This window comes from Saccharococcus sp. Marseille-Q5394, assembly GCF_946901335.1.
Taxonomy (GTDB): Bacteria; Bacillota; Bacilli; order Bacillales_A; family Planococcaceae; genus Sporosarcina; species Sporosarcina luteola_C.
The window spans coordinates 1,030,478-1,054,678 of sequence record NZ_CAMPPQ010000001.1; the positions used below are offsets into that span (position 1 = coordinate 1,030,478).

The following is a 24,201-nucleotide window of genomic DNA, read 5'->3' on the forward strand; positions in this document are numbered from 1 at the left end:
AATGTTTCATTTTACTTGGAAGATTGATGAGCGCTCCTTTTCGTAGCAATCGATTCATAAACCTTTGAAACCGTGAAGAGGATGAGCGCCGACCATATCAATGAAAATGATAATAGTTCAATTCCCCCGAATGATTCCTTGTAGACAACAACGCCCAGGAACAACATGAGCGTCGGTGCAATGTATTGAATAAAACCGGCGACATATAATGGAATCATCCGAACTCCTTTTGCGTACATGACGAGCGGAAGTGCAGTCCCGATGCCTGTAAGGATGAGAAGAATATCAGTTTTAACATCAGCATGTAAAAAGACGGCTTGTCCTTTCACGAATAGGAAGGTGTAATAACCGATGGCAAACGGTGTAATGAATAATGTCTCAATTGCCAGTCCCCGAAGCGCATCCAATTTGATATTTTTCTTAATGAATCCGTAAATCGCGAACGTAAATGCAAGACATAAAGCGATCCACGGAAATTTTCCGTATGATACCGTCAGGATGATAACACCTGTAAAGGCAAGTAGGAAAGCGACTTTCTGTGAGGAAGAAAGTCTCTCCTTCAGAAAGAAAATACCGAGCAAAACGGATACGAGAGGATTGATATAATAGCCAAGGCTCGTTTGTACGATGTAATTATGATTTACCGCCCATATGTAGGTGAACCAATTTGCAGAAATTAACACGGTTGCGATGAAAAGACCCCAAAATTGTGACTGACTTTTCCATAGCTCCTGAATGTCACTAATTAGCTCTCTGCCATTTTTCATGAGCAAAACAACAAGGACTGTGGAAACGAAAGCCCACACGATCCGCCCCGTTAGAATTTCATCACTTGGTACATGTTCAAGATGCTTCCAATAAATCGGCATGAATCCCCAAAAGAGAAAGGCTCCGACAACCCATAGGACACCACTTTTTTCAGACTGCATTCAGGCACCCTCCTTTCGAATAGGACAATTATAGTCCTTCCAAAACCGTTCGTAAACCCACCAAGGAAAAACCGTCCATGCCATTCGGCTTTGGACGGTAAAAGCGAATCATTTATTCAGCTCTTGCTTCCTCAATTCTACGCGCATGATTTTACCGGAGGCCGTCTTCGGCAATTCACTCAAGAATTCGATTTTTCGCGGGTATTTATAAGGAGCTGTAAGTGTTTTCACGTGTTCCTGTAATTCTTTTACGAGATTGTCATCTTGCTTCATCGCAGGATCGCGTAGGACGATGAAGGCTTTGACGATGCTACCCCTCACTTCATCGGGACTGCCGACAACTGCACATTCGCGTACAGCGGGATGCTTCGTCAATGCATCTTCAACTTCGAATGGACCGATCGTATAACCTGAGCTGATGATAATATCATCACCTCGCCCTTCAAACCAGAAGTAGCCATCCTCATCGAGCCGTGCACGGTCCCCCGTCACGTAATATTCGCCCCTGAATTGCATTTTTGTCCTTTCGGGGTCATTCAAATATTCTTTGAAGAGGGCAGGCGTTGAAATGTGGACGGCAATATCGCCGACCTCTCCGGCAGAAACCGGATTGCCTTCGTCATCGATGATGTCCACTCGGTTTCCCGGAGTCGGTTTCCCCATCGAACCCGGTCTGGCTTCCATTCCTAACATCGTTCCGACAAGCAGTGTATTTTCCGTTTGCCCATATCCATCCCTGACCGCAAGATTGAATGTTCTCTCAAAAATATCGATTACTTCCCTGTTCAAAGGCTCACCTGCGGATACAGCACTACGAAGGGAGGAAAGGTCATAGTCCTGTAAATTTTCAGCCTTTGCGATGAACCGGTATTCCGTTGGCGTACAGCATAGCACGTTTACGGCATATTTTTTCATTAAATCCAAATATGTTTTCACATCGAATTTGCCGTCATAAACAAGTCCTGTCGCTCCGCTGCCTAGCACGGAAAGGAAAGGGGACCAGATCCATTTTTGCCATCCCGGTGCGGCGGTCGCCCATACGACATCCCCTTCTTCTATGCCAAGCCAGCTTGTTCCCGCGGTCCGTAAATGTGCATAAGCCCAAGCGTGTGTGTGAACGACTCCTTTCGGCTTCCCTGTCGTACCTGATGTATATGACAGGAACGCTATATCCGTCCCCTTAGTAGCAGGAACTTCAAAAACAGAGTTGGTCGATTCCATCATTCGTGTCAATGATTTTTGTCCGTCCTTTGCTTCACCTATGACAAATAATTGGACGTCTTGTAGATTGCCCACTTCTTCAAACTGGTCCATGAATGCATCATAAGCGACGATTGCTTTCGCTTGACTATGCTCCAACCGATATTCGATATCCGAAGAACGAAGCATTTCAGAGCTCGGGATGACAACAATCCCTGCCATCAAAGCTCCGATATAAGTTATATATGCATCAATTGTCCGGGGGACCATGACAAGGATGACATCCCCTTTGCCTAACCCGTTTTCGATAAAAACATTTGCACACTTTTTCGCTGAATCCATTAATTTATCGTATGTAATTTCCTTTTCCTGTCCGTCAGAACTGATATAAATGAGCGCGCGCTTTTCCGCGCCAGTAGCGTATTTTTCAAATTCAGAAACAAGATTATAGTTCTCCGGTGCAAGTAATTCTTCACGATTCATCTAATTTCCCCCTTTTCTTCTATTACAATTATACAAACGTCTTGTCGAAATTTCAAAACATATTCATTTTTCTTGCAAGGCGTATGAATAACCTATCCTTTCTAGGTGAAGAATGAGGTGTAATGCAACTAAAAGAAAAACTGCCCCGGAAAACCGGGACAGCTGGCGTGCGTCTGTTATTATTGTTGGAAACCGTTCATTTGTTGTTGGGCTTGACGCACTAATCGCTTAGTAATTTCTCCGCCGACGGAACCGTTGGCACGCGATGTGGAGTCTGCTCCAAGGTTTACACCAAATTCTGCAGCGATTTCGTTTTTCATTTGGTCAAGTGCTTGTTGTGCCCCTGGAACTAGAAGTTGGTTTGAGTTGCCGCTGTTGTTGTTAGCCATGTTGTTCTCACCTCCTTGTGCATATAGAATGGACCGTTTCCGGAAATTCATGCAGGAGGCTTAAATGGTAATTATTGCCCTTGAATTAAAGCAGATCCTCGAAATCATCCTTCTCATGTTGCCGCCAAACTTCGATAACCTCTCTATTTCTCACCGCTTCTTCAATCAATGGTTGAAAATCAAAAAAGCTTTCAAAACGATGGACTTTTTCAAGTTTCGGTTTTGTTTTTGGATTGCTCGGGGTAAAGATTGTACAGCAGTCTTCATATGGCCTAATTGAAGTTTCGTAAGTCCCGATCCTTTCTGAAAGCTCGATAATGTCCAGTTTATCCATCGCAATCAATGGACGGAGAATTGGCGTGGAAGTTACTTCATTAATAGCAGTCAGGCTCTCAAGCGTTTGACTCGCCACTTGGCCGAGGCTTTCCCCGGTGACAAGCGCTAATGCGCCGATTTCTTCTCTCACTTTATCGGCGATTTGGAGCATCATTCTTCTCGTAGTCGTCATTGATAAATTATCCGGTACTTGTTGGACGATGGCTTGCTGCAATTCTGTAAAAGGAATGACGTGAAGACGGACTGGTGCACCGAACGAGCATAGTTTTTCAGTCAAATCCATCACTTTTTGTTTTGCCAACTCACTCGTATACGGAGGGCTTGCAAAATGGATCGCATCAATTGAAACGCCGCGTTTCATGAGAAGATATCCCGCCACAGGACTATCGATGCCTCCTGAAAGCATTAGCAATGAATGCCCATTTGAACCGACTGGCATGCCACCCGCACCTTTATACACTTTGGACGTTAGGAAAGCCCCTTCCTTGCGAATATCAACATGCAGCAGTATATCCGGCTTTTTCATTTGAACGACAAGTTCGGGATAATGATGCAATACATGTCCACCGAGTGCTTGTTGCAGTTCAGCCGTTACGTACGGGAATGTCTTATCCGCACGTTTTATTTCCACTTTGAATGTTTTTCCTGACGTCTCTTCAGTACCTACCACTTCAAGAGCCTTCTCTTTAATTGCATCCAAATCGGCTTCGCACATAGCGACAGGACTGAATGACTGGATTCCGAAAATATACGGCAGCCGTTCAATTGCCTTTTGCATATCCGACTCTTCCTCCGCGACTAAAAACATGCGATCTCGCTCTGCTCGCAATTGAATCGATTTCAAATCACTCATTGCACCCTTTATGTTGTTTCTTAATTTACGAACGAAGTGATTGCGGTTACGTCCTTTCAAAGACAATTCTCCGTATCGTATTAAAATTTCTTTCCATTTCATTAGTTACATTCCCCTCTCAATCAATTCCATGAAGCGTTTAAGCACATTTATGAATTCGTCGATTTCATCTTTTGTATTAGTGTTGCCGAAGCTGACTCGGATGACACCGTTTTTAAATTTATTTTCCAATCCAATTGCTTCAATGACATGTCCAACACTTTTGTTTTTTGAGGAGCAGGCGCTTGAAGTCGATATGATGATTCCTTGCTCTTGGAAGTAATTCACGGCCACTTCTCCATTGATTGATTTGAACGAAATGGATAAAATATGCGGAGCACCATATTGCGGCGATAGGATGCGTATGTTTTCATACAAACTGCATGCATCCATCAGCAGATTCCGCCACTCCCTATAGTCTGCCCTTTCTTCCTGAATAGTGCTTATTCTCATCGCTTTTGCCATGGCAACAGCATTCGGTACAGAAACCGTACCACTCCTCAAGCCATTTTCTTGGCCGCCGCCGAAGTTGATGGCTTGTGGCGTAACGTTTTTTTTCAATAGCAAAGCACCCGAGTTTTTCAATCCGTTCATTTTATGCGCTGAAATGGTAACGGCATCCAGACCAAGGGATTCCATGCTGACAGGCAACTTCCCGAAACTTTGGACGCAATCCGAGTGAAAAACTGCACGGCTACTTTTTTTGATCAAATCGGCGCACTGCCTGATCGGTTGGATTGTGCCGATTTCATTATTGACATGCATGATACTGACAAGAATAGTGTCTTTTCTAAGCTTCTTCTCCAATTCCTCTATAGAAATAAGGCCTTCGGCGTCCACTGTCAAATAGTCCACTTCGAATCCGATTTCCTCCAATTTTCTACATGCGTTCATGATGGAAGGATGTTCTATTTGGGTTGTGATCACATGATTGCCTCTCGAAGAGTATGCTTCAGCGATACCAAGGATGGCCAAATTATTCGCTTCCGTGCCACCAGACGTGAGAATGACTTCTCCGCTTTCATTATCGACAAGCTTGAGCATTTGTTCTTTAGAACGCTTCAATAAAGCTTCCGCTTCCCTTCCTAACACATGCAGCGAAGCGGGATTCGCATAATATTTCATATTAGCGGCAATGAAAGATTCGAGTACGCTATCATCCGGCCTTGTCGTTGAGCTGTTATCAAAATAAATCATATGGATTTTCCTTTCTATTTGAGCGTGACAAAGCCACCTGCTTCAAACGCTGGCGCTTTTGGTCGCAACAAAGCCACCTGCACTTAGTATGCCGGTGGCCAGTTCCTGTCAACCAACTATCAATTGTTACCTTACATTACACTTGTTCCTTCAACATTTCTTCAATTCGCTTCATTGCACCGGGCTCGACTGCTTCCACGGCTGTCGCCGCTTCTTCCAGTGCCTTCGCATAGCGGAATTGCCGGAATGATTCTTCTGCATCGAGCAATCTTTCGTGCATTTCCGGATTGGATGCACGGTAGCGATTTCCATATTGGATGATTCGCTCTACAAGCATTACATTTTCGAGAAGTTCCTCGACTTTTTCATTCACTTCTTTGACAACAGTTTGCGCATTCGCTAAATAGCTTTCAGCAACCGACATATTCAAAGGGATTTCCTGTAAGCTTTGGCTTACGAGGAAAAGTTGTTCTTCCGCCTCTTCAAGCCTGGCGTCCATTTCATCTGGAATGCCAGGGATATTGCCTCTGTGCAGCTTACGATCAGCATTTTGCAATTCCCTTGCAAGATCAGCCAGCTTGTTTCTAACATTATTTTCATCAATTCGAAGATTTTTCATCCGATTGGCAAGACATTCTTGTTCCTCTGCAATTTCCTCAAGCTCATCGGAAATTCCTTTAAGTTCCGTTTGTATGTAGGAATAAGCCGAATCTTCTTCTTCCATCATGATTTTCAACGTGTCATGACGATTTTGGATCGTTTCCAACCTTTTCAAGCTTGCTTGAGGCAATTTCGCTTCTTTTTCATCCAATCGGTAACTTTGTTGGACATAGACGGCTTCATCGGATGTTTCCCTCGTTAACTGTATAATGGCATTAAGCGCTTCTTCAATTTCAACAAAATGAAAATCAACATAATGCTTGGCATTTACTTCTTTTTCCAATGAATCATAGAATGTATCGATGCGGTCGTTCATATCCATCACATTTTGCCGTACTGTATCGATGTCAAGTTGAGCCAACCTCGTCAATTGTTCACCAATTCCATCTTCGATTTCATCTAACTGATTCTGCAGGTCAAGATGTGCCAAGTTATAAAATTGTTCTTCCATTCCCTTAATCCCGATCCGCAGTTCCCGTATGGAAGCAGGCATCTTGTTTTGAAGCTCTGTCAGCAATGAAGGTATCTCATGGATAAGCGTCGAAAGCCTCTCCCCTTTTGCAGATAGAGTAATGACAATTTCACGTGCAAGCAAATAGTTTCCATTTGCCGTCAACTCGTCATATTCCTCAAATTTAGGAGTGAAGGACTCAAGTTCTTTCTCCAATGGGACGACAGTCATTCCGTAAGAATGTTGATGGGCTAAAATTGACTTTCTCGCCAATCTATATTGCTCGCGGAGGTTTTCCATTTCAATCCTATTCTTTTCCTCGCTGCCGATCAATTCATTCAGCTCATCCAGTATGTCGTTTTTCCTCTTGTCACAATCGCGGATTTTTTCCTGGATCTCTTTTTCCGTCGCCGTCGCCTTTTTAAATCGGAAACGATCGATCATATCTTCCGCATCGAAGAGCAACGAATCGATTTTAGGCATATGTACATCGACGACTTCGGTCCACTCATTTCTCCACCGCTCGAATTTCTCCTCAGTTTCGCCTGTCATATTCAGTTGTTTTACTTTCATCATTTCTTCAAAAATCGGCTTATTTTGTATTTGCATCTTTTCATGTTCTAATTTGTTGATTTCGCTAATATGTTTACGCCTGAACAAAAAGGCGATGGTAACAAGTACAAGTAGAACAATAATTGGAATGATGAAGTATTTCACCATTGTGATCCCCCTATTCCGAAGTCACTGAAATATACTTTTAACTGCTATTTACAACAATATTATCTTATATAGTAACATGTTTAAAGACTTTTCATATGAATTTGGACGAATTATAGGGAAAAAGATGTTTTTCGCGCTAAATTCCGCGAAATTTGTAGAAATTCCATAAGAGATTTATACTTAATGAGACTATATTCAGGGGGTGCATTTTTTGTTTACTGCTACGAATTATTCGGATATTCCAAAGGAGAAGTATGTACAACTGGCAAAACAGCTTGATGCGTTGCTTACAGGAGAGAGCAACCGCTATGCGAATTTGAGCAATGCCTCTGCTTTGTTGAATCAATTTTTCGATCGTATCAATTGGGTCGGCTTTTATATGATGGATGGAGAGGATGAACTTGTGCTCGGGCCATTCCAAGGATTACCTGCTTGCATTCGCATTCCGCTAGGGAAAGGTGTATGCGGAACTGCAGCCCAAAAACAGGAGACCATTTTGGTTCCGGACGTCAATCAGTTTCCGGGCCATATAGCATGTGATGCCGCATCTCGTTCAGAAATTGTAGTTCCTTTGATTAAAGACGGTGAAGTGATCGGAGTTCTCGATATCGACAGTCCCGAGTATGATCGTTTTAATGAAGATGATCAAGCGGGGCTAGAGCAATTTGTGAATGTCTTAATTAAGCATATTTATAAAGAGTCTAACCAGTAATACGAAAATCACCAGAACGGCTCCCTTTCCGCGGGCGTCGCCTCAGCCTCCTCGTCGCTGCGCTCCTGCGGGGTCTTCGGTCAACGCTGTTCCCGCAGGAGTGTCGCCTTTTCTGGCAATTTTCTAAGTGTTTATCCTTTATCTAAGTGAAGCCCTTTCATCCCTACTTTTTCGGCCACTGCAATATTTTCAATTTTATCATCAACAAATAAACTCTCTTCTATTTTGGATTGCATTTGAGCTAGAGCGATGTTAAAAATAGCATCTCCTAGCTTTTTCACTTGAGCCATTTTTAAAATACCTTCGAGTAAGATTCAAGTTTCCGAAGTGGGGTCTAGTCACTCCAATTTTCCTGATTGATGAATTATTATATATAATTCTTTAATTGTAGCTGTAAGTTGCTTGGAGAGGAAGGCGCCGACTCCTGGGGGATTAGCGAACGCCGTTACGAAGAACGGCGTTTGCGAGCACAAGCGCAGCGTTGCGAGCAGAAGGAGGATGCCTTAATTTCTGCAAAGAACGCATAAATAGGGGCAATCGAACCCTTCGCTGTTCGATTGGCTCACCGCCCGCCCCCCGGAAAGCGTGCGCCTGGAACGGAAAGCAACGGTTGGTAAGGCTACTTCATTTATTTCAAGTAAAAAGGGCTATCCCAGAAAGTCAGATTTTGCTGATTTTCTGGGATAGCCTCATTTTTTATGCATGTGTGGAATATTTTTGTGCCAATGCGATGAATGCGGAATCCAAGTCGGCAATGAGGTCGTCAGCGTATTCGAGACCGACAGATAGACGGAGCAAAGAATCTTCAATGCCCATCTGCAAGCGGTCGGCTTCCGGCACGCCTGAATGCGTCATCGTAGCCGGGTGTTGAATGAGTGTTTCGGCATCACCAAGACTGACGGCTATTTTGATCAACGAGAGGCTATCCATGAATGTTTGCGCGCCTTCTTTACCGCCTTTTACTGTAAATGAAATGAGCCCGCCTCCAGCTTTCATTTGTCGCTTGGCAATTTCAAATTGTGGATTGCTTTGATCGAAAGGATAGTAGATATTTTCGACAAGTTTTTGTCCTTTCAAATAGGCAAGGAGTTTTTCAGCATTAGCCGTATGCCTTTCCATTCGGACTGACAACGTCTTCAATCCACGGATGAGCAACCATGCATCGAACGGGGACATAATCGCTCCGTAATCTTTTTGAACGGTCATCTTCAGCTTTTGCATCTCTTCGGCATCCTTTCCGACGAGCAGTCCAGCGATTACGTCTCCATGACCATTAATATATTTCGTTGCGCTATGCAAGACAAAATCCGCTCCATAATCAATGGGGTTTTGTAAATAAGGCGAGGTGAATGTGTTATCTACGACGACTACTAATCCATGTTTCCGAGCTACATCGCAGACCATTTTCAAGTCTACCAATTCCATCGTCGGATTGATCGGCGTTTCCACATAAATACATACCGTTTCCGGTGTGATTGCCTTTTCAATCTCATCCTCGGTCGTCATGCTGATCAGGCTATGGGTAATATTATATTTCTCTTCCATGATTCCTAGTAAACCGAATGTACATCCATAGATTCCCCTGGAGCAGATAATATGGTCGCCCGCTTTCGTCAAGTGGACAAGTATGGAGCTGACCGCCGCCATTCCGGAACCGAAAGCAAGTGCACCTGCCCCATTTTCAAGAGCGGCCATCCTTTCCTCAAGTATACGGACTGTCGGATTGCCGAGCCGTGAGTAAATATTGCCCGCCTCTTCACCCGAGAAGCGCTTTTCCCCTTGTTCTGCAGTTTCAAAAGAATATGTCGAAGTCTGATAGAGTGGCACAGCCAAGCTGCCATGATGTTCAGTATCATCATAGCCTTCATGGATTACGAGTGTGTCTTTGTGCAGTTTCGATTTATTCATTTCCATTCCGCCCTTCAATATTGTAAGCACTTACATTTCCTAATTTCATCTTACTCTCTTTTATGAAAAAGAAAAAGAGCAACTTCAGCGTCATTTTTAGCGCTGAAGCTGCTCATGTAGAACGAACCTGTTCTTCCCATGGTTTTTCGCATGATAAAGTGCATGATCCGTCGCTTGGAAAAGCTCCTTATACGATTTGCCGTCAGTAGGAGACCAACCACTCAAGCCAATCGATACTGTCACTGTTGGATCTGTGGCCTCAGGTATTCCTACAACAAGTTGTTTGGCCAAATCCAGTCCTTCTTCTACTGTTGCGGACGGCATGAAGACGGCAATTTCCTCACCGCCCCATCTGCTTGCGATTCCCCGACCTTCCACTATCGAGAGGATCAAGGCCGAGATCTGCCGCAACACCATATCCCCTGTTGTATGCCCGTAAGAGTCATTCACCAATTTGAAATCATCGACATCCAATAAGATGAATACGCCGGATTCCTCTCTATCTATCGATGCTGTAACAATTTCATCTAAATACGAACGAGTAAATAATTTAGTGAGATGATCTTTATTGACAAGCTCTTGCAACTGATCGCGCAGCATGATGTTCGAAATCGCCAGCGATGAATGGCCGATGAGGGAGCGCATCAATTTATAACTGTCAAATGAAAAAAAGTACTCTTCCCGGTGCATGAGGATTACGAATCCGATCACCTCACCTCCATTGCTGATCGGAAGGGCCACAAGTGATTTGAACTCATTGATATTACCCTCTTGTATATTGGCGTCGAAAATTGCTTCTTCTCCATTTCTGAAACGTGCTGAAACTGAATCTATATATCTTTTACCTGCAGTTTCTTTGAAGAGTGGCGTCGACGAAGGTGAGATGGAGTAGTTGCATTGGTCTTCATAAAAGATAAAGGCCATTTCATGCGGGCAGAACGCATTCATGAACTGGACTTTGAGAAAAGCGATCATTTCATCTAGATCCAAATTACTATTCAATTCCCTAGACGCTTCATTCACTAATCGCAGATCATCGACTAGGCGATGGGATTGGTCGTAGAGACTGGCGTTTTCGAGTGCATTACCTGCGCCATTCGCCATTGATCGGATAAAACTCTTCTGCGCAACCGTAAATTCAGTGTTTTTCGGGGCAGTTATCTGCAATATACCGTAAATCCCCTGCCTTCCTCGAATGGGCGCATTCAGAAGACTGCTTGCAATATCAACGGCATTCTCAATCGTCAAGTCCCCTGATAGGAACGCATCGACTGCAGACGCCCTTTCATTGGCATAGTCAAACAAACGGTACTCATTTGTTTTGCCTTTCTGTTCATTCGAAAGGAGCAGATTGACTTTGTAAGCCGGGAAAGATCCACACACAGCTTCCATTAAGCCCTCGAGAATTACATCGCTTTCCATCGTAGAGTTGAAAAGTTCGGCCACTTCGAATAGATGCCTATAAGCCTTCTCGTTCTCCGAAATCTTGTGCATTTGTATAACTTGGCCAATGAATGTGCCAAATGCTTTCTTCAGCACCTTCAAGTGCGGCGTTTGGGAAAATGCATGCCATTTCTCACTGGCCCTGAAGAGTAGTGCGGCAAGAGGAGCAAGATGGACATCCCTTATGATAAGCGAATCATCCGCAAACTCATATTCTCTGTCGGAAGCATGTGAGATGAATGACACATTGAAGATTGGATGGTCTTTTGTATATGTTTCCAGTCCGCGATTGTTCTGATAAGACGTAGTATTGAAGAGCGGTGTAAAACGATTATTGTCGTACAGTAGTATTTCCGCATCTTTAATTTCAAAATGACTCATGAATAGTTCTTTGAACTCAACGAGCATTTTTTCAAAAGGATATTCGTGATCAAGATTTGACAATAAATCAAAAATGGAACATTTCATTTCATATAATGTCATTTCATGAACGTTCATTTCCATCACCCTCATTCATGTTCCCCGTATTTATACCTATTCCATTATTCTAATACATACAACCTATTATTAATAGTTTTTACATCGATTCTGCGCGTATATTTCGACAGCGAGGAAAAGAGCTTGACTCACATCCGTATAATTGTTATGATGTTCCTTGTGTAAAATAGTTGCAGCAGTTGTATGATCCATGCTGTCCAGTCTATTCCTTTTAGATAAGGTGCATCGCGTAACCTCGTGGCTGCTGAGGCGAGGATGCAAGATTATAGAATGGCACGCGGATTGAATGCATCTGGTTCTTATTTTACAACAAAATAAAACCAAAACAGAGGAGGAGTCTTTCATGGCTCGTTATACAGGTCCATCTTGGAAACTTTCCCGTCGTCTTGGCATTTCGCTAAGCGGTACTGGAAAAGAAATCGAAAAACGCCCTTACGCACCGGGACAACACGGTCCTACACAACGTAAAAAACTTTCCGAATACGGATTGCAATTACAAGAAAAACAAAAACTTCGTTTCATGTTCGGCGTGAACGAGCGTCAATTTAAAACTGTTTTCAACAAAGCTGGTAAAATGCCTGGTAAACACGGTGAGAACTTCATGATTCTTCTTGAAACTCGCCTTGACAATATCGTATACCGCATGGGTCTTGCTCGCACTCGCCGTGCAGCTCGCCAACTCGTCAACCATGGTCACATCCTAGTTGACGGCAAACGCGTTGACATCCCTTCTTTCAGCGTAAAACCTGGTCAAGAGATCTCTCTTCGTGAAAAATCTCAAAACCTTGATGTTGTTAACGAAGCTCTAGAAGTGAACAACTATGTTCCTGAGTACGTTACATTCAACACTGACACTAAAGTCGGTACATTTGTACGTCTTCCTGAGCGCAGCGAACTTGCTGCTGAAATTAACGAAGCACTTATCGTTGAGTACTACTCTCGTTAATCGCTTCCTTATGAAAACCCCGAGATTGCATTTGCAATTTCGGGGTTTTTTCTGAGTTTCACTATTAGTTCAGTTAACAAATCTCCCCGCTTTTCCAACCGACTCCCAGTAGTCATTGCGCAGCTGCACTTTTAAAATCTTTCCGGAAGCATTTTTAGGTAGTTCATCAACAAAGGTGACTCCTGTAATCGCTTTAAAATGGGCGAGTTTGTCTCTTGTAAATTGAATTAGGTCTTCTTCGGTGGCGTTATGCCCTGAACGTAGAACCACGTAGGCATGAGGCGTTTCCCCCCATTTTTCATGAGGAACTGCAATTACCGCCGCTTCCAGAATGGCTGGATGATCATACAAGACGCCCTCAACTTCAATGGAGGATATATTTTCGCCCCCAGAGATAATGACGTCTTTTTTCCGGTCGACGATCCCTACAGTTCCATACTCATCCACAACAGCCATATCTCCTGTATACAGCCAACCATCTCGGATGGCTTCCATTGTCGCTTCTTCGTTTCTCCAATACCCCTTCATGACACCATTTCCACGGACAATGAGTTCTCCAATTTCCTTTCCATTCCAAGCCACTTCTTCCCCCAAATCATTTACGACTCTTACATCAGTACCAATCATTTGGTACCCCGCTTTTGCTTTTAAACGAGACTCTTCATCTCTTGTAAAATCTTTGAAGTGAGTGCGGATTCTTGAGATGGTACTTAACGGACTGGATTCCGTCATGCCGTATACTTGGATGAACTCCCACCCTAGCTCATCTTCCACTCTATTGACAAATGCTGTTGGCGGTGCTGATCCAGCAATAAATACACGCGTGCTTTGCTCAAGTTGTAATGGGTTTTCATCGTAGTATTGCAATAATGAATTCAATACCGTCGGAGCCATATGCATGACAGTGACACCATGTTTCTCCAGTGCATCAAAAATACTTTCTGGCGAGGCTTTTCGTAAACAGACTTGAGTTGCTCCGTTTGCTGTGTAGTAGAACGGGGAGCCCCAACCATTGACGTGAAACATCGGCAACACATGTGCAAGGACATCCTCGTCCGTTACCCGTAAATGATGCATACATGTCAAAGCATGAAGATAGTTATTTCGATGTGTCAACATCACGCCTTTAGGTTTTCCGGTTGTTCCACTCGTGTATAGCAAGCTGCAGACATCCGTCTCCTCCAAAGCTTCACGTTGGAATGTTTCTTTTGAGTGGGCATGTAAAAATTCATCATAGTTTACTTCATCACAGGAGCCGTCATAATAGTGAACAATGATCTCCTCGACGGTTTCCAGCTTTTCTCTAACCGGCAGGATTAAATTGTATAAGTCCTGATCTACAAACAGAATCTTTGACCCGCTATGATTTAAGATATAGAGGTAATCCTCCGGTTTTAAGCGGATATTCAACGGCACCATGACAGCCCCTAGCTGAAACACGCCATAAAAACCTTCTAGCATTTCTACAGTATTTGGTGCAAGATAGGCCACTCTGTCGCCTTTTTTCACACCTAACTTTCGGAGACCATCCGACAACTGGTTAACACGGTCATTCATTTCCCAATAAGTAAATACCCGGTCATCACAGATAATCGCTTTTTTATCTCCATAGAGTTTAACGGCATGATCTAAAAATTGAGTTAGAATTAATGGCACTTCCATGGTATCCTCCCCTTCCATAAATCTATTTATCTAGAAACTGTCACTTAATAATACATAGATAAGACTTTATCATAAAATTCAGCATTCTGTAAATAATTTATGAAGAGGAGGGTTAGTTATCCTCTAATAACCCTCTCAGCTGTTCAAGTACAACTTCAAACGGTTGTACATCCCCCACCTTCCTAAACTCCAGAAAGGGATCACCGATAGTTTTCATCCGCTCCGTTACACTTCTAATCGTAAATTGTTCTGGCCTCAACGATGCCCCGACTTCCTCCCAGTTCAAAGGAGTTGCGACTGTTGCCAATTCGTTGCCACGTGGCGAATAGGGTGCGACGATTGTTTTTCCTTCGTGATGCTGCACATAGTCCAGGTATAGTTTGTTACCTCTATTCTTTTTCAGGCGTTCGGTTGTGAACCATTGCGGCTCTTGATCGACTAGGAAGTCGGAGACGAACTTTGTGAAGATGCGAGTATCGTCGTATGTGAATGTATCGACTGGGAGTGGAATATATACTTGCAGACCTTTGCCGCCGGATGTTTTGATAAATGAAGTCAGTTGGAACTGATCGAATATCGCCTTCAAGCGCAATGCGGCTTCTACGGAGAGTGAGAATTCCTCTACGGAGGGCGGGTCTAAATCGAAGACGATCTCAGTCGGCATTTTTGTGTTGATTGTTTGAAATGGTATATGGTATTCAAGTGCCAGCTGATTCCCTAGCCATAGCAATGTCGTGATATCATTACAGACGATATAGTCAATGTCCTCATCTCTTGATGTCTTCACAAAGTCAGGAGCATAATCAGGTACGCTTTTCTGATAAAACTTTTCGCCCGGCACGCCGTGAGGGAAGCGGATTAGGGTTAGATGCCGTTCTTTCATGAACGGAAGTATAAAGGGTGCAGCCGATTGCAAATAAAGTAAGTAATCGTCTTTCACCAAGCCTTGCTTCGGCCAAACAGGTTTGTCAGGATGAGTAATTTGGATCTTATCTGGAATCGGGTTCACTTGCCTAAGCAATTGACGCCACTGACAGTCATCGGGGTTCACTTCAAACTGAAAAGAATGGAACCTCGGCTCGCGCAGATGTTTCCCATCAAAGCTGATGCAATTTATATTTGCACAAATGGAAGGCTCAATTTCGTAAACGGAGTCTCCAATATGGCGTCCATTTTTGAGAAACAACTCACTTAGGGTCTTCAATTCCTCATCTGACATTCCATGCTTGAATGTCGTTATCTCAACTAGCTGACCATCCCTATAAATGGCACCTGTGAAAAATCCGTTTACCTGTTCATACCTCGTGATAATGACTGTGACCAATCGCCAGTTTTTCACTTTCAACCATTGGTTCGTCCTTTTTTCATTACTCCAGACACTTTTCACCCGCTTGGCCATTGCCCCTTCCCCGTTGTTCAGTCGTACTCGGTCCCATAGTTCGGTTTCGTCTGTAAACGTTTCTATTAATTGAATTAGACTTTCGTGACGATAGTGCACCGTAGTCGGCAGCCCGACCTGTTCAAAACACTTCTTTAGGTCCACTTTCCTCTTTTCAAGTACCTTGCCGGATACATCTTTTCCTTTCAGCACTAAAAGATCGAAGACGATGTATTGGCAAGGGAATACATTGGAATGGTGGGCAATTACTTCTTTCTTCCGCATCCGCCCCCTTGTCTGCACGATGGCGAATTCACTTTTGAAGTCGTTTTGAAGACAGACCAATTCCCCGTCAAAAACTAGCGGAAGGAAAGGCTTGATCATATGTTCAATTCGACGGCAATCCTCGATAATTTCCGGAAAGATGTCGTTCAATAGTTTTTCATTCCTACTGAATAGCTGAATCCCTTCTTTATCCCATTGGAGAATCGCCCTGAATCCATCGTATTTCGTTTCGTACAGCCAATCTTTTCCTTCAGGCAATTCATCTGTATCCATCATTAACATCGGTTTCATCCATAATCGCTCCAAGTTTTTGTTAGTGTTTGATGAATCATAATTCGTATACATAAGAATGAGTCAGCTTTCCATACTAAGCAAAAAAGCGGGTGATTTCATTGCATACAGTTTGGAAAGGCAGCATCAGTTTCGGCCTTGTCAATATCCCGATTAAGCTCCATACGGCAACGGAAAACAACGATATTAAATTGCGTCAGCTTCATAAGGAGTGCCATTCTCCAATCAGCTACCAGAAAGTATGCCCAATTTGTGATAAAGAAGTTAAAAGCGAAGAAATCGTGAAAGCGTATGAGTATACGAAAAACAAGTTTGTCGTGCTCGATGATGAGGAGCTTGAAAAGCTGAAGAAGGAAAATGAGGACAAAGCTGTTGAAATCATTGATTTTGTTAAATTAGAGGAAATCGATCCGATCTATTTCGAGAGGAGCTATTTCATGGCGCCCGATGCGAATGGCGGCAAGGCGTACGCTTTATTGAGGAAGGCTCTGAAAGAATCGGGAAAAATCGGTGTGGCGAAGATTATCATCCGTTCGAAGGAGCAGTTAGCCGTCGTCCGGGTCTATAAAGACGCTCTGTTGATGGAAACAATCCACTTTCCGGATGAAGTGCGCAATGTGGGAGATGTGCCGAATATCCCGGCTGAAGACTCTGTTGTGAAAAAAGAACTCGATACAGCACTTCTGTTAGTTGATCAATTAACGACAGCGTTCGATCCCGATAAGTATACGGACGAGTATAGAACTGCTCTTATGGAATTGATTGAAGAGAAAAAATCGGGCAGTGTGACTGTCGCAAAACTGGAGAAACAGGCAATATCACCATCCAATACGACCGATTTGATGGCTGCGTTGCAAGCATCGCTCGATAAGACCAAAAAGAAGAAGCCGGCTCCAAGGAAAAAAGCGGCGGCGAAGATGAAAGCGTAAAAGGTTTTAGGCGAACGAAGGGTTATCACCGATTCTCGAGAGTTTATCACCGATTCGGGCTGGGTTATCACCGTTTCTCGGGCGTTTATCACCGATTCTTCTTGGTTTATCACCGATTTGGCATATACCACCGATTCTTGGGGGATTACCACCGATTCGGTGTACTTTACCACCTAATCTCGACTGTTTACCACCGTTTCTCGGACTTTTACCACGGATTCCCTATTTCCACGTATACAAAAAGGCCATCCCTTCATCAAAGGATGGCCTTTTGCGTTAGATGAATTTCACCATTTTATAGTTTTTCTTCCCTCTGCGGACGATTGTAAACGCATCGTCCAAACGGTCTGCAGCAGTGACTTCATATGCGATATCCGTCACTTTTTCTCCATTCAAGGAAATGGCACCGTTTGTCACGTCTTCACGGGCTTGTCGCTTGGAAGAAGAAACACCAGCTTCGACGATGAAGTCGACAATGTTTTTATCAGACTTCTCGAGTTCTGCTGTCGGCACATCCTTGAATGCGTCTTTCATTTCCGCAACTGTCAACGCCTTCAGATCTCCGCTGAATAATGCTTTTGAAATGCGGATTGCTTGTTCAAGCGCATCCTGGCCGTGGATGAGACGCATCATTTCTTCTGCAAGTGCTTGCTGCGCTTTCCGTAAATGCGGTTCCTCTTGGACAGAAACCTCCAACGCTTCAATTTCTTCACGTGACATGAAGGTGAAGATCTTTAAATACTTGATGACATCAGCGTCAGCCGTGTTGATCCAAAATTGGTAGAACTCATAAGGGGATGTTTTATCAGCATCCAACCAGACGGAGCCGCCTGCCGTTTTACCGAACTTCGTACCATCCGCTTTCGTAACGAGCGGAATCGTGATACCGAATGCCTTCGCTTCTTCCTCATGCGTCTTCCGGATGATTTCAAGGCCTGTTGTAATATTGCCCCATTGGTCAGATCCGCCGATTTGAACCCGGCAACCATAATTATTGTACAAATGGTTGAAATCAAGGCCTTGAATGAGCATATAAGAGAACTCGGTAAAAGAAATTCCCGTTTCGAGCCTAGATGATACGTTCTCTTTTGCAAGCATATAATTGACGCTAAGCAATTTTCCGTAATCTCGAAGGAAATCGATGGCGCTCATGTTGCCCATCCAGTCATTATTGTTGACGAGGACTGCGCCATTCTCACCATTGAAGTCGAATAACCTTTCGAATTGCTTACGAAGTCCTGCCACATTTTGATCCACTTGTTCTTCTGTTAGAAGCTGACGTTCGTCGGCACGGAAAGATGGGTCACCGATCATCCCTGTCGCACCACCCACCAGCAAAATCGGACGGTGGCCATGCAATGCAAAACGGCGCAATGTCAATAACGGGACGATATGACCGATATGCATGCTGTCTGCTGTCGGATCGACGCCACAATATAACGAGATCTTTTCCTCATTCAATACCTTCTCAAGGCCTTCCTCATCAGTCTGCTGATACAGCAGGCCTCTCCATTTTAAGTCTTCCAACAATACGCTCTTCATTAAAATCCCTCCCATAATGTAAAAAAAGCCCCTACACGATTCAAATGAATCATGCAGGGACGTTAGACATTTAGTCAAATAACGCGGTACCACCCGGCTTGAGAATAAATAAATTCTCCGCTTTAAGACGCATTAACGCCGCGTACGCGCCACACTCCAAAGCTGTAATTCGTAAACGATGTACCGGACAGCTTCCACCAACCGCTGCCTCTCTATACGGATCGACCGTTCCTACTCCGGCTTTCTCACCATGTGAAAAATGATATAAGGTGAAACTTCACTCAGTGGGGTTCTGAGTGTTAGTTGAACCAATCGGGCATTTACTGGGAGTTGATCTCCCACCCCAGTGGGAGTCTTGCTGCCAGTTAATGCGGGATAGATTTATTGTAGTCTAAATTATCGCTTTGTCAAACATTTTCTATTGAATTCCACGAAATGTGCTATAATAGGAAGGATTTTAGGGGGGATGAAAACTTGAGTGAAAAACGTAAAAACAGGATAGATCTCATAGAAGAAAAATTTGAAACGCTAAAGAAAAAAGGTTGGGCAAAAGGAATTCGCATCACTTCGGGAGTCATTTGGAACCTCTTTCTCCTCTTCCTTGTCTTCGGACTGACGCTTGGCGTATTTGCCGCCTCAGTCGGTGCCGGTTATTTTGCATCACTCGTCGCAAAAGAACCGCTCCGTTCCAAGGCTGAAATGCGGGGAGACATCTTCAATTATGAGGAGACATCTGAAATTTATTTTGCCAATGACATTTATTTAGGTAAAGTAAATGCCGATATTGAACGGAAGGAAACGACATTGAAGGATGTTTCTCCATTTGTCATCGATGCCGTTTTGGCCACGGAAGACGAGTATTTTGAATCGCATGAGGGAATCGTCCCAAAAGCGATTTTCCGCGGACTATTTCAAGACGTGACGAATTCATCTAGTCAGACTGGTGGTTCAACACTCACCCAACAACTTATCAAAAACCAGATTTTGACGAATGAAGTCTCCTATGAACGGAAGGCGAAAGAAATCCTGCTCGCCATGCGACTCGAACATTTCATGGAAAAAGAAGAGATACTTGAAGCCTACCTAAATATCATTCCATATGGTAGAAATGCAATGGGACAAAATATTGCGGGAATCGAAACTGCTGCAGAAGGCATTTTCGGTGTGAAAGCAAAGGAACTTAATTTACCCCAAGCAGCATATATAGCGGGAATTCCGCAAGCACCATTTGCTTATACGCCTTTCCTGAGCAACTATTATGGCGGCGGCTTAAAGAAAGAGGAAAATATCAAGCCAGGAATCGATCGAATGAAAACTGTCCTCTTCCGTATGAAGGAAACGGGCTATATTACTGATAAGCAATATGAAGAAGCGATCGCCTACGACATCACAAAGGACTTTGCTAAAAAGACTGAACGTGCGACCGAGCGATATCCATACTTGACCCAAGAGATCCAAGAGCGCACGAAGGATATATTAGCCCAGATCCTCGCTGAGAAAGATGGTATCGATGCAGATCGCCTCGCTGAAGAGAAAAAACTTGCAGAGAAATATCTAATCCTGGCGGAGCGTGATATGCGTACGGGCGGGTACCGCATTTATTCGACAATCGATAAAGATCTTTACGACGGAATGAATAAAGTAGCAGAAGAATTTGAGCATTACGGATTCACTTACACACGGGAGGAAGAGGATATCAGTACGGGCGAAATCATCCTGAAAGATGATCCCGTGCAAGTAGGTGCCATTATGATCGAAAATAGCACAGGACGAATCCTCTCCTTTGTAGGAGGACGCGACCATAATCTGGAGAACACGAATCATGCGACAAGAGCTTTCAGACAAAATGGATCTTCCATGAAACCGCTTCTCGTCTATGCTCCGGCAATTGAATATGGGGTCATCGGCGCAGGAAGCCCTGTCGTCGACGTGAAATTCGAAGTGCCGGACAACGGAAAAACATGGGCACCGACGAACTATAATGCTAACGTGGAAAATGGAATTATCCCAGCCAGACAGGCATTAGCTGAATCCCTCAACTTACCGACAGCAAGGCTTTACAAGGACATCGTCGATCGACGACCAGCGGAGTTTTTAGAGAAGATGAACTTCACCAAACTCACGGAGGGGGATCACGTCCATCTATCCGTTTCATATGGTGGAATGGATGTAGGAGTCAGCGTTGAAGAGAATACAAACGCATTCGCCACTTTCGCGAATGGCGGCAAGTTCATCCAGTCTTACATCATAGAACGTATCGAAGACATGTCTGGAAATGTCGTGTATGAACACAAGACGGAACCTGTTGACGTGTTTAGCCCTGAAACATCATATATCGTAACAGATATGCTCAGAGATGTTATAAAACCTGGCGGCACAGGACAGCAATTGCCTGGATTCATGAATTTCAAAACCGACCTGGCAGCAAAAACCGGGACGACGAACGGATACGGCGACGCTTGGCTGGTCGGGTACAATCCGAATGTCTCGATGGGCCTCTGGTTCGGCTATAAGGATCAAAAGCGCAAGTTGTACACCAGAAAGTCCGGTGCGATGCATCCGACGACACGGACGACAATGCTCTTTGGCAGAATGATGAATAAAGTGAATGAATTGAAACCTGATATTATTGGTGCAGGCAGCACTTTCAAACAACCGGAAGGCGTAGTATCCAAACCTTTCTGCGGTATTTCCGGACTGGCGCCATCAGCTGCATGTACAACTGCTGGATTAGTCAGATCAGACTTGTTCAATTCAAAAGCGATGCTTCCGACAGAACCCGATGACAGCATTATCAATGCATCCTATGTCTCCGTCAAAGGCAGCCGTTACATGGCACTACCTTCTACACCTGCCGAATTTATCGTCTCAGGCGGAACAGGAGTCAACCAGGCATTCATTGACCGCATGCTTGGACCATGGGGTGGAGATGCTTCGAAGCTGTTCCCATCCATGTCAGTGTTTGCTTCAGGCGTTGTATCTGGCGCTTCCTTTAACGCCGATGATTCGGCACCGGCAGGAGTCAGCGCATCGCTTAATGGATCGACGTTGGTTTGGTCGGAGTCCCCTTCAAACGACGTGATCGGTTATTATGTGTACCGGAACAATGAACGCATTGCGACCGTCAGAGATGGATCCGCCAATTCGATCGCTGTCGGCCCGGGGGATTATTACGTCAGAGCCGTTGATATTACCGGACTGTTATCAGGGGGCTCCAATATCGTTATTGTAGATAGCCCGGAGCCACCACCTACTACGGAAACCCCGGATGACGGGAAAACACCTCCCGCGATACCTCCAGGGAATGAAGGCAATGGCGGAGATGACGGAAACGGCAATGAAGGCAGTGGGAATGATGATGGAAGTACTGGTACTGGTAACAATGGAAACGGAAATGGCAATAATGGAAACAACGGAAACGGCAACAACAACGGAGGAGGCAATAAACCTCCTTCAGATGGCGATGATGATGATGAAAATTAACATGTAGATAGGAAAGGGACTCCCAAAAAATCGGGAGTCCCTTTCCTTATATATGATCAGTCTTCCATCGTCGATAAGTCGCCTGTCGGCAAATTCAGTTCCCATGCCTTCAACACGCGGCGCATGATTTTTCCGCTTCTCGTCTTCGGAAGCTTATCCTTAAATTCAATTTCCCTTGGTGCAGCGTGCGCGGCAAGTTCCTTTTTGACGAATTGCTTGATGTCATTCTCCAATTCCTCGGAAGGTTTATATCCTTCATGGAGGGCAACGAAGGCCTTAATGATTTCACCACGGACCGGATCGGGCTTCCCGATGACTCCCGCCTCGACAATCGCCGGATGCTCAAGGAGCTTGCTCTCCACTTCGAATGGTCCTACTCGTTCGCCGCTCGTCATGATGACATCATCGACCCGTCCTTGGAAGAAGAAATAACCGTCCTCGTCCATATAGGCAGAATCCCCGGAAACATACCATTCATCATTCAAGAAATAGGAATCATACTTCTCAGGGTTATTCCAAATTTGACGCATCATTGCTGGCCAACCTTTTTTAATCGCCAAATTACCCATTCGATTCGGCGGCAATACTTGCCCCCGGTCGTCGACAATCGCCGCTTCAATTCCCGGAACGGCTTTCCCCATTGACCCCATTTTAATCGGCAACGAGCCGAAGTTGCAGATTGTTTGGGCCCCTGTTTCCGTCATCCACCAAGTGTCGTGGATCCGCAGCTTGAACACTTCCATCCCCCAACGGATGACTTCAGGGTTCAACGGTTCCCCGACTGAGAGAATATGGCGCAATGATGAAAGATCGTATTTCTCCAACGGTCCTGCACCCGCGCCCATTAACATCCGGAACGCAGTCGGCGCACTATACCATACCGTTACGCCGTACTCTTGAATGGATTCGTACCAGCTATCCGTAGAAAATCTTCCGCCGACGATCAGTGATGTCGCACCGGCCAGCATCGGTCCGAAGATCCCGTACGCTGTCCCAGTAACCCAACCCGGATCTGCGGTACACCAAAAAACATCCTCATCTTTCAAATCCAATACCCAGCGTGCCGTCTGCAACTGCTGCACCATCGCTTCTTGCACATGCAAAACGCCTTTCGGTTTACCAGTGGAGCCTGACGTATAATGGAGCAGCGTCGGAGACTCCTTATCCAGCCACTCTACTTTAAAGTGGGAAGACGCATTCTTCAAATGTTTGTTAAAATCTATATGCTTATCATCTTCTTCAATATTTCCGCCAACTAAAAAGATTGTTTTTAAATGAGGCAATTTGTCTACAGGGATCCTATCCAACAAGTCAGGAGTCGTAACAATCGCTTTCGCTTCGCTGTCGGAGAGCCTATCATAGACCGCACCTTCCATAAATGCTTCGAAGAGAGGCCCGACAATCGTCCCCATTTTCAATGCTCCCAGTATTGCAAAATACAACTCAGGAGAACGGGGCATAAAAACGAATATCCGATCCCCTTTTTCTAACGTTGAATGGTTCGTCAGTACATTTGCAGCTTTATTGGACATTCGTTTCAGTTCGTTATACGTATATGCTTCTTTGCGCGACGCATCTTTGTAAAAGAGCGCCACTTTGTTTTTCCGATAGGAATTCGCATGACGATCTACAGCCTCGTGCGCAATGTTGATGAGTCCGGTTTCATGCCAGCTGAATTCCTTCTCTGCGTCAGACCATTTAAAATCCCTCGCTGTTTGGTCATAATCCTGTAATTGATAATCCCCCTGCATTACAGGTAAGTTATTGATTTCCATTCCTATCACCCTTTCGTCAAACATTTACCTCTATTATTCTACATTATTATTTCTTTATTTGCTAATAAATTAATATTTTTAGTATTGTTGTT

Annotated in this window: 17 protein-coding genes; 4 read left to right on the forward strand and 13 right to left on the reverse strand. The window is 44.3% G+C overall.

What is annotated here, in order from left to right; genetic code table 11:
- Window positions 1-11 precede the first annotated feature (11 nt).
- The 6 genes from rarD to ezrA all read right to left on the reverse strand — a co-directional run bounded on the left by rarD (window position 12) and on the right by ezrA (window position 7,257).
- A complete protein-coding gene (gene rarD, locus OC538_RS05155; RefSeq protein ID WP_251694154.1) occupies window positions 12-929 on the reverse strand; it encodes an EamA family transporter RarD in 918 nt (305 codons plus the stop codon).
- A 108-nt stretch (window positions 930-1,037) separates the two neighbouring features.
- Window positions 1,038-2,612, reverse strand: coding sequence for an acyl-CoA synthetase MbcS (mbcS, locus tag OC538_RS05160; protein ID WP_262173541.1), 1,575 nt, complete (start codon window positions 2,610-2,612; stop codon window positions 1,038-1,040).
- A gap of 179 nt (window positions 2,613-2,791) precedes the next feature.
- The gene (locus OC538_RS05165) at window positions 2,792-3,001 is read right to left on the reverse strand and encodes an alpha/beta-type small acid-soluble spore protein (protein WP_251694152.1); all 210 of its coding nucleotides are present in this window, start codon (window positions 2,999-3,001) and stop codon (window positions 2,792-2,794) included.
- Between the two features lie 85 nt (window positions 3,002-3,086).
- A complete protein-coding gene (thiI, locus tag OC538_RS05170; protein WP_251694151.1) occupies window positions 3,087-4,292 on the reverse strand; it encodes a tRNA uracil 4-sulfurtransferase ThiI in 1,206 nt (401 codons plus the stop codon).
- Between the two features lie 3 nt (window positions 4,293-4,295).
- Complete coding sequence (locus OC538_RS05175) at window positions 4,296-5,426, reverse strand: cysteine desulfurase family protein (protein ID WP_251694150.1); 1,131 nt, start codon at window positions 5,424-5,426, stop codon at window positions 4,296-4,298.
- A gap of 136 nt (window positions 5,427-5,562) precedes the next feature.
- The gene (gene ezrA / locus OC538_RS05180; protein ID WP_262173542.1) at window positions 5,563-7,257 is read right to left on the reverse strand and encodes a septation ring formation regulator EzrA; all 1,695 of its coding nucleotides are present in this window, start codon (window positions 7,255-7,257) and stop codon (window positions 5,563-5,565) included.
- 211 nt (window positions 7,258-7,468) lie between these two features.
- On the opposite strand from ezrA, the gene OC538_RS05185 reads away from it, so the two are divergent.
- Window positions 7,469-7,969 carry a GAF domain-containing protein gene (locus tag OC538_RS05185; RefSeq protein WP_262173543.1) on the forward strand — a complete coding sequence of 167 codons (501 nt, stop codon included), beginning with the start codon at window positions 7,469-7,471 and terminating at the stop codon, window positions 7,967-7,969.
- 131 nt (window positions 7,970-8,100) lie between these two features.
- On the opposite strand, the gene OC538_RS05190 is transcribed toward OC538_RS05185, so the two are convergent.
- From OC538_RS05190 to OC538_RS05200, 3 genes are all read right to left on the reverse strand, one after another.
- Window positions 8,101-8,259 (reverse strand): hypothetical protein, encoded by a 159-nt coding sequence (locus tag OC538_RS05190; RefSeq protein WP_251694147.1) that lies wholly within the window; start codon window positions 8,257-8,259, stop codon window positions 8,101-8,103.
- Window positions 8,260-8,665: 406 nt separating this feature from the next.
- On the reverse strand, window positions 8,666-9,877 hold the full coding sequence (megL, locus tag OC538_RS05195; RefSeq protein ID WP_251694146.1) for a methionine gamma-lyase: 1,212 nt from the start codon (window positions 9,875-9,877) through the stop codon (window positions 8,666-8,668).
- 96 nt (window positions 9,878-9,973) lie between these two features.
- Window positions 9,974-11,818: a sensor domain-containing diguanylate cyclase gene (locus tag OC538_RS05200; protein ID WP_262173546.1), complete on the reverse strand. Its 1,845-nt coding sequence runs from the start codon at window positions 11,816-11,818 to the stop codon at window positions 9,974-9,976.
- Window positions 11,819-12,161: 343 nt separating this feature from the next.
- Here OC538_RS05200 and rpsD point away from each other — a divergent pair, with 343 nt between their 5' ends.
- Window positions 12,162-12,764, forward strand: a complete 603-nt coding sequence (rpsD, locus tag OC538_RS05205) for a 30S ribosomal protein S4 (RefSeq protein WP_251694144.1) — start codon at window positions 12,162-12,164, stop codon at window positions 12,762-12,764.
- Between the two features lie 69 nt (window positions 12,765-12,833).
- Here the strand turns inward: rpsD and OC538_RS05210 are convergent, their stop codons facing one another.
- Window positions 12,834-14,426: a long-chain-fatty-acid--CoA ligase gene (locus OC538_RS05210; RefSeq protein ID WP_262173547.1), complete on the reverse strand. Its 1,593-nt coding sequence runs from the start codon at window positions 14,424-14,426 to the stop codon at window positions 12,834-12,836.
- A 112-nt stretch (window positions 14,427-14,538) separates the two neighbouring features.
- Window positions 14,539-16,380 carry a DNA ligase D gene (locus OC538_RS05215; protein ID WP_262173548.1) on the reverse strand — a complete coding sequence of 614 codons (1,842 nt, stop codon included), beginning with the start codon at window positions 16,378-16,380 and terminating at the stop codon, window positions 14,539-14,541.
- 101 nt (window positions 16,381-16,481) lie between these two features.
- Here OC538_RS05215 and OC538_RS05220 point away from each other — a divergent pair, with 101 nt between their 5' ends.
- Window positions 16,482-17,309 carry a Ku protein gene (locus tag OC538_RS05220; RefSeq protein WP_251694141.1) on the forward strand — a complete coding sequence of 276 codons (828 nt, stop codon included), beginning with the start codon at window positions 16,482-16,484 and terminating at the stop codon, window positions 17,307-17,309.
- Window positions 17,310-17,585: 276 nt separating this feature from the next.
- Here OC538_RS05220 and tyrS read toward each other — a convergent pair whose 3' ends face one another.
- Window positions 17,586-18,851, reverse strand: coding sequence for a tyrosine--tRNA ligase (gene tyrS / locus OC538_RS05225; RefSeq protein ID WP_251694140.1), 1,266 nt, complete (start codon window positions 18,849-18,851; stop codon window positions 17,586-17,588).
- A 474-nt stretch (window positions 18,852-19,325) separates the two neighbouring features.
- Here tyrS and OC538_RS05230 point away from each other — a divergent pair, with 474 nt between their 5' ends.
- A complete protein-coding gene (locus OC538_RS05230) occupies window positions 19,326-22,334 on the forward strand; it encodes a transglycosylase domain-containing protein (protein ID WP_251694139.1) in 3,009 nt (1,002 codons plus the stop codon).
- Between the two features lie 56 nt (window positions 22,335-22,390).
- Here the strand turns inward: OC538_RS05230 and acsA are convergent, their stop codons facing one another.
- Window positions 22,391-24,109: an acetate--CoA ligase gene (gene acsA, locus OC538_RS05235; RefSeq protein WP_262173549.1), complete on the reverse strand. Its 1,719-nt coding sequence runs from the start codon at window positions 24,107-24,109 to the stop codon at window positions 22,391-22,393.
- Window positions 24,110-24,201 lie beyond the last annotated feature (92 nt).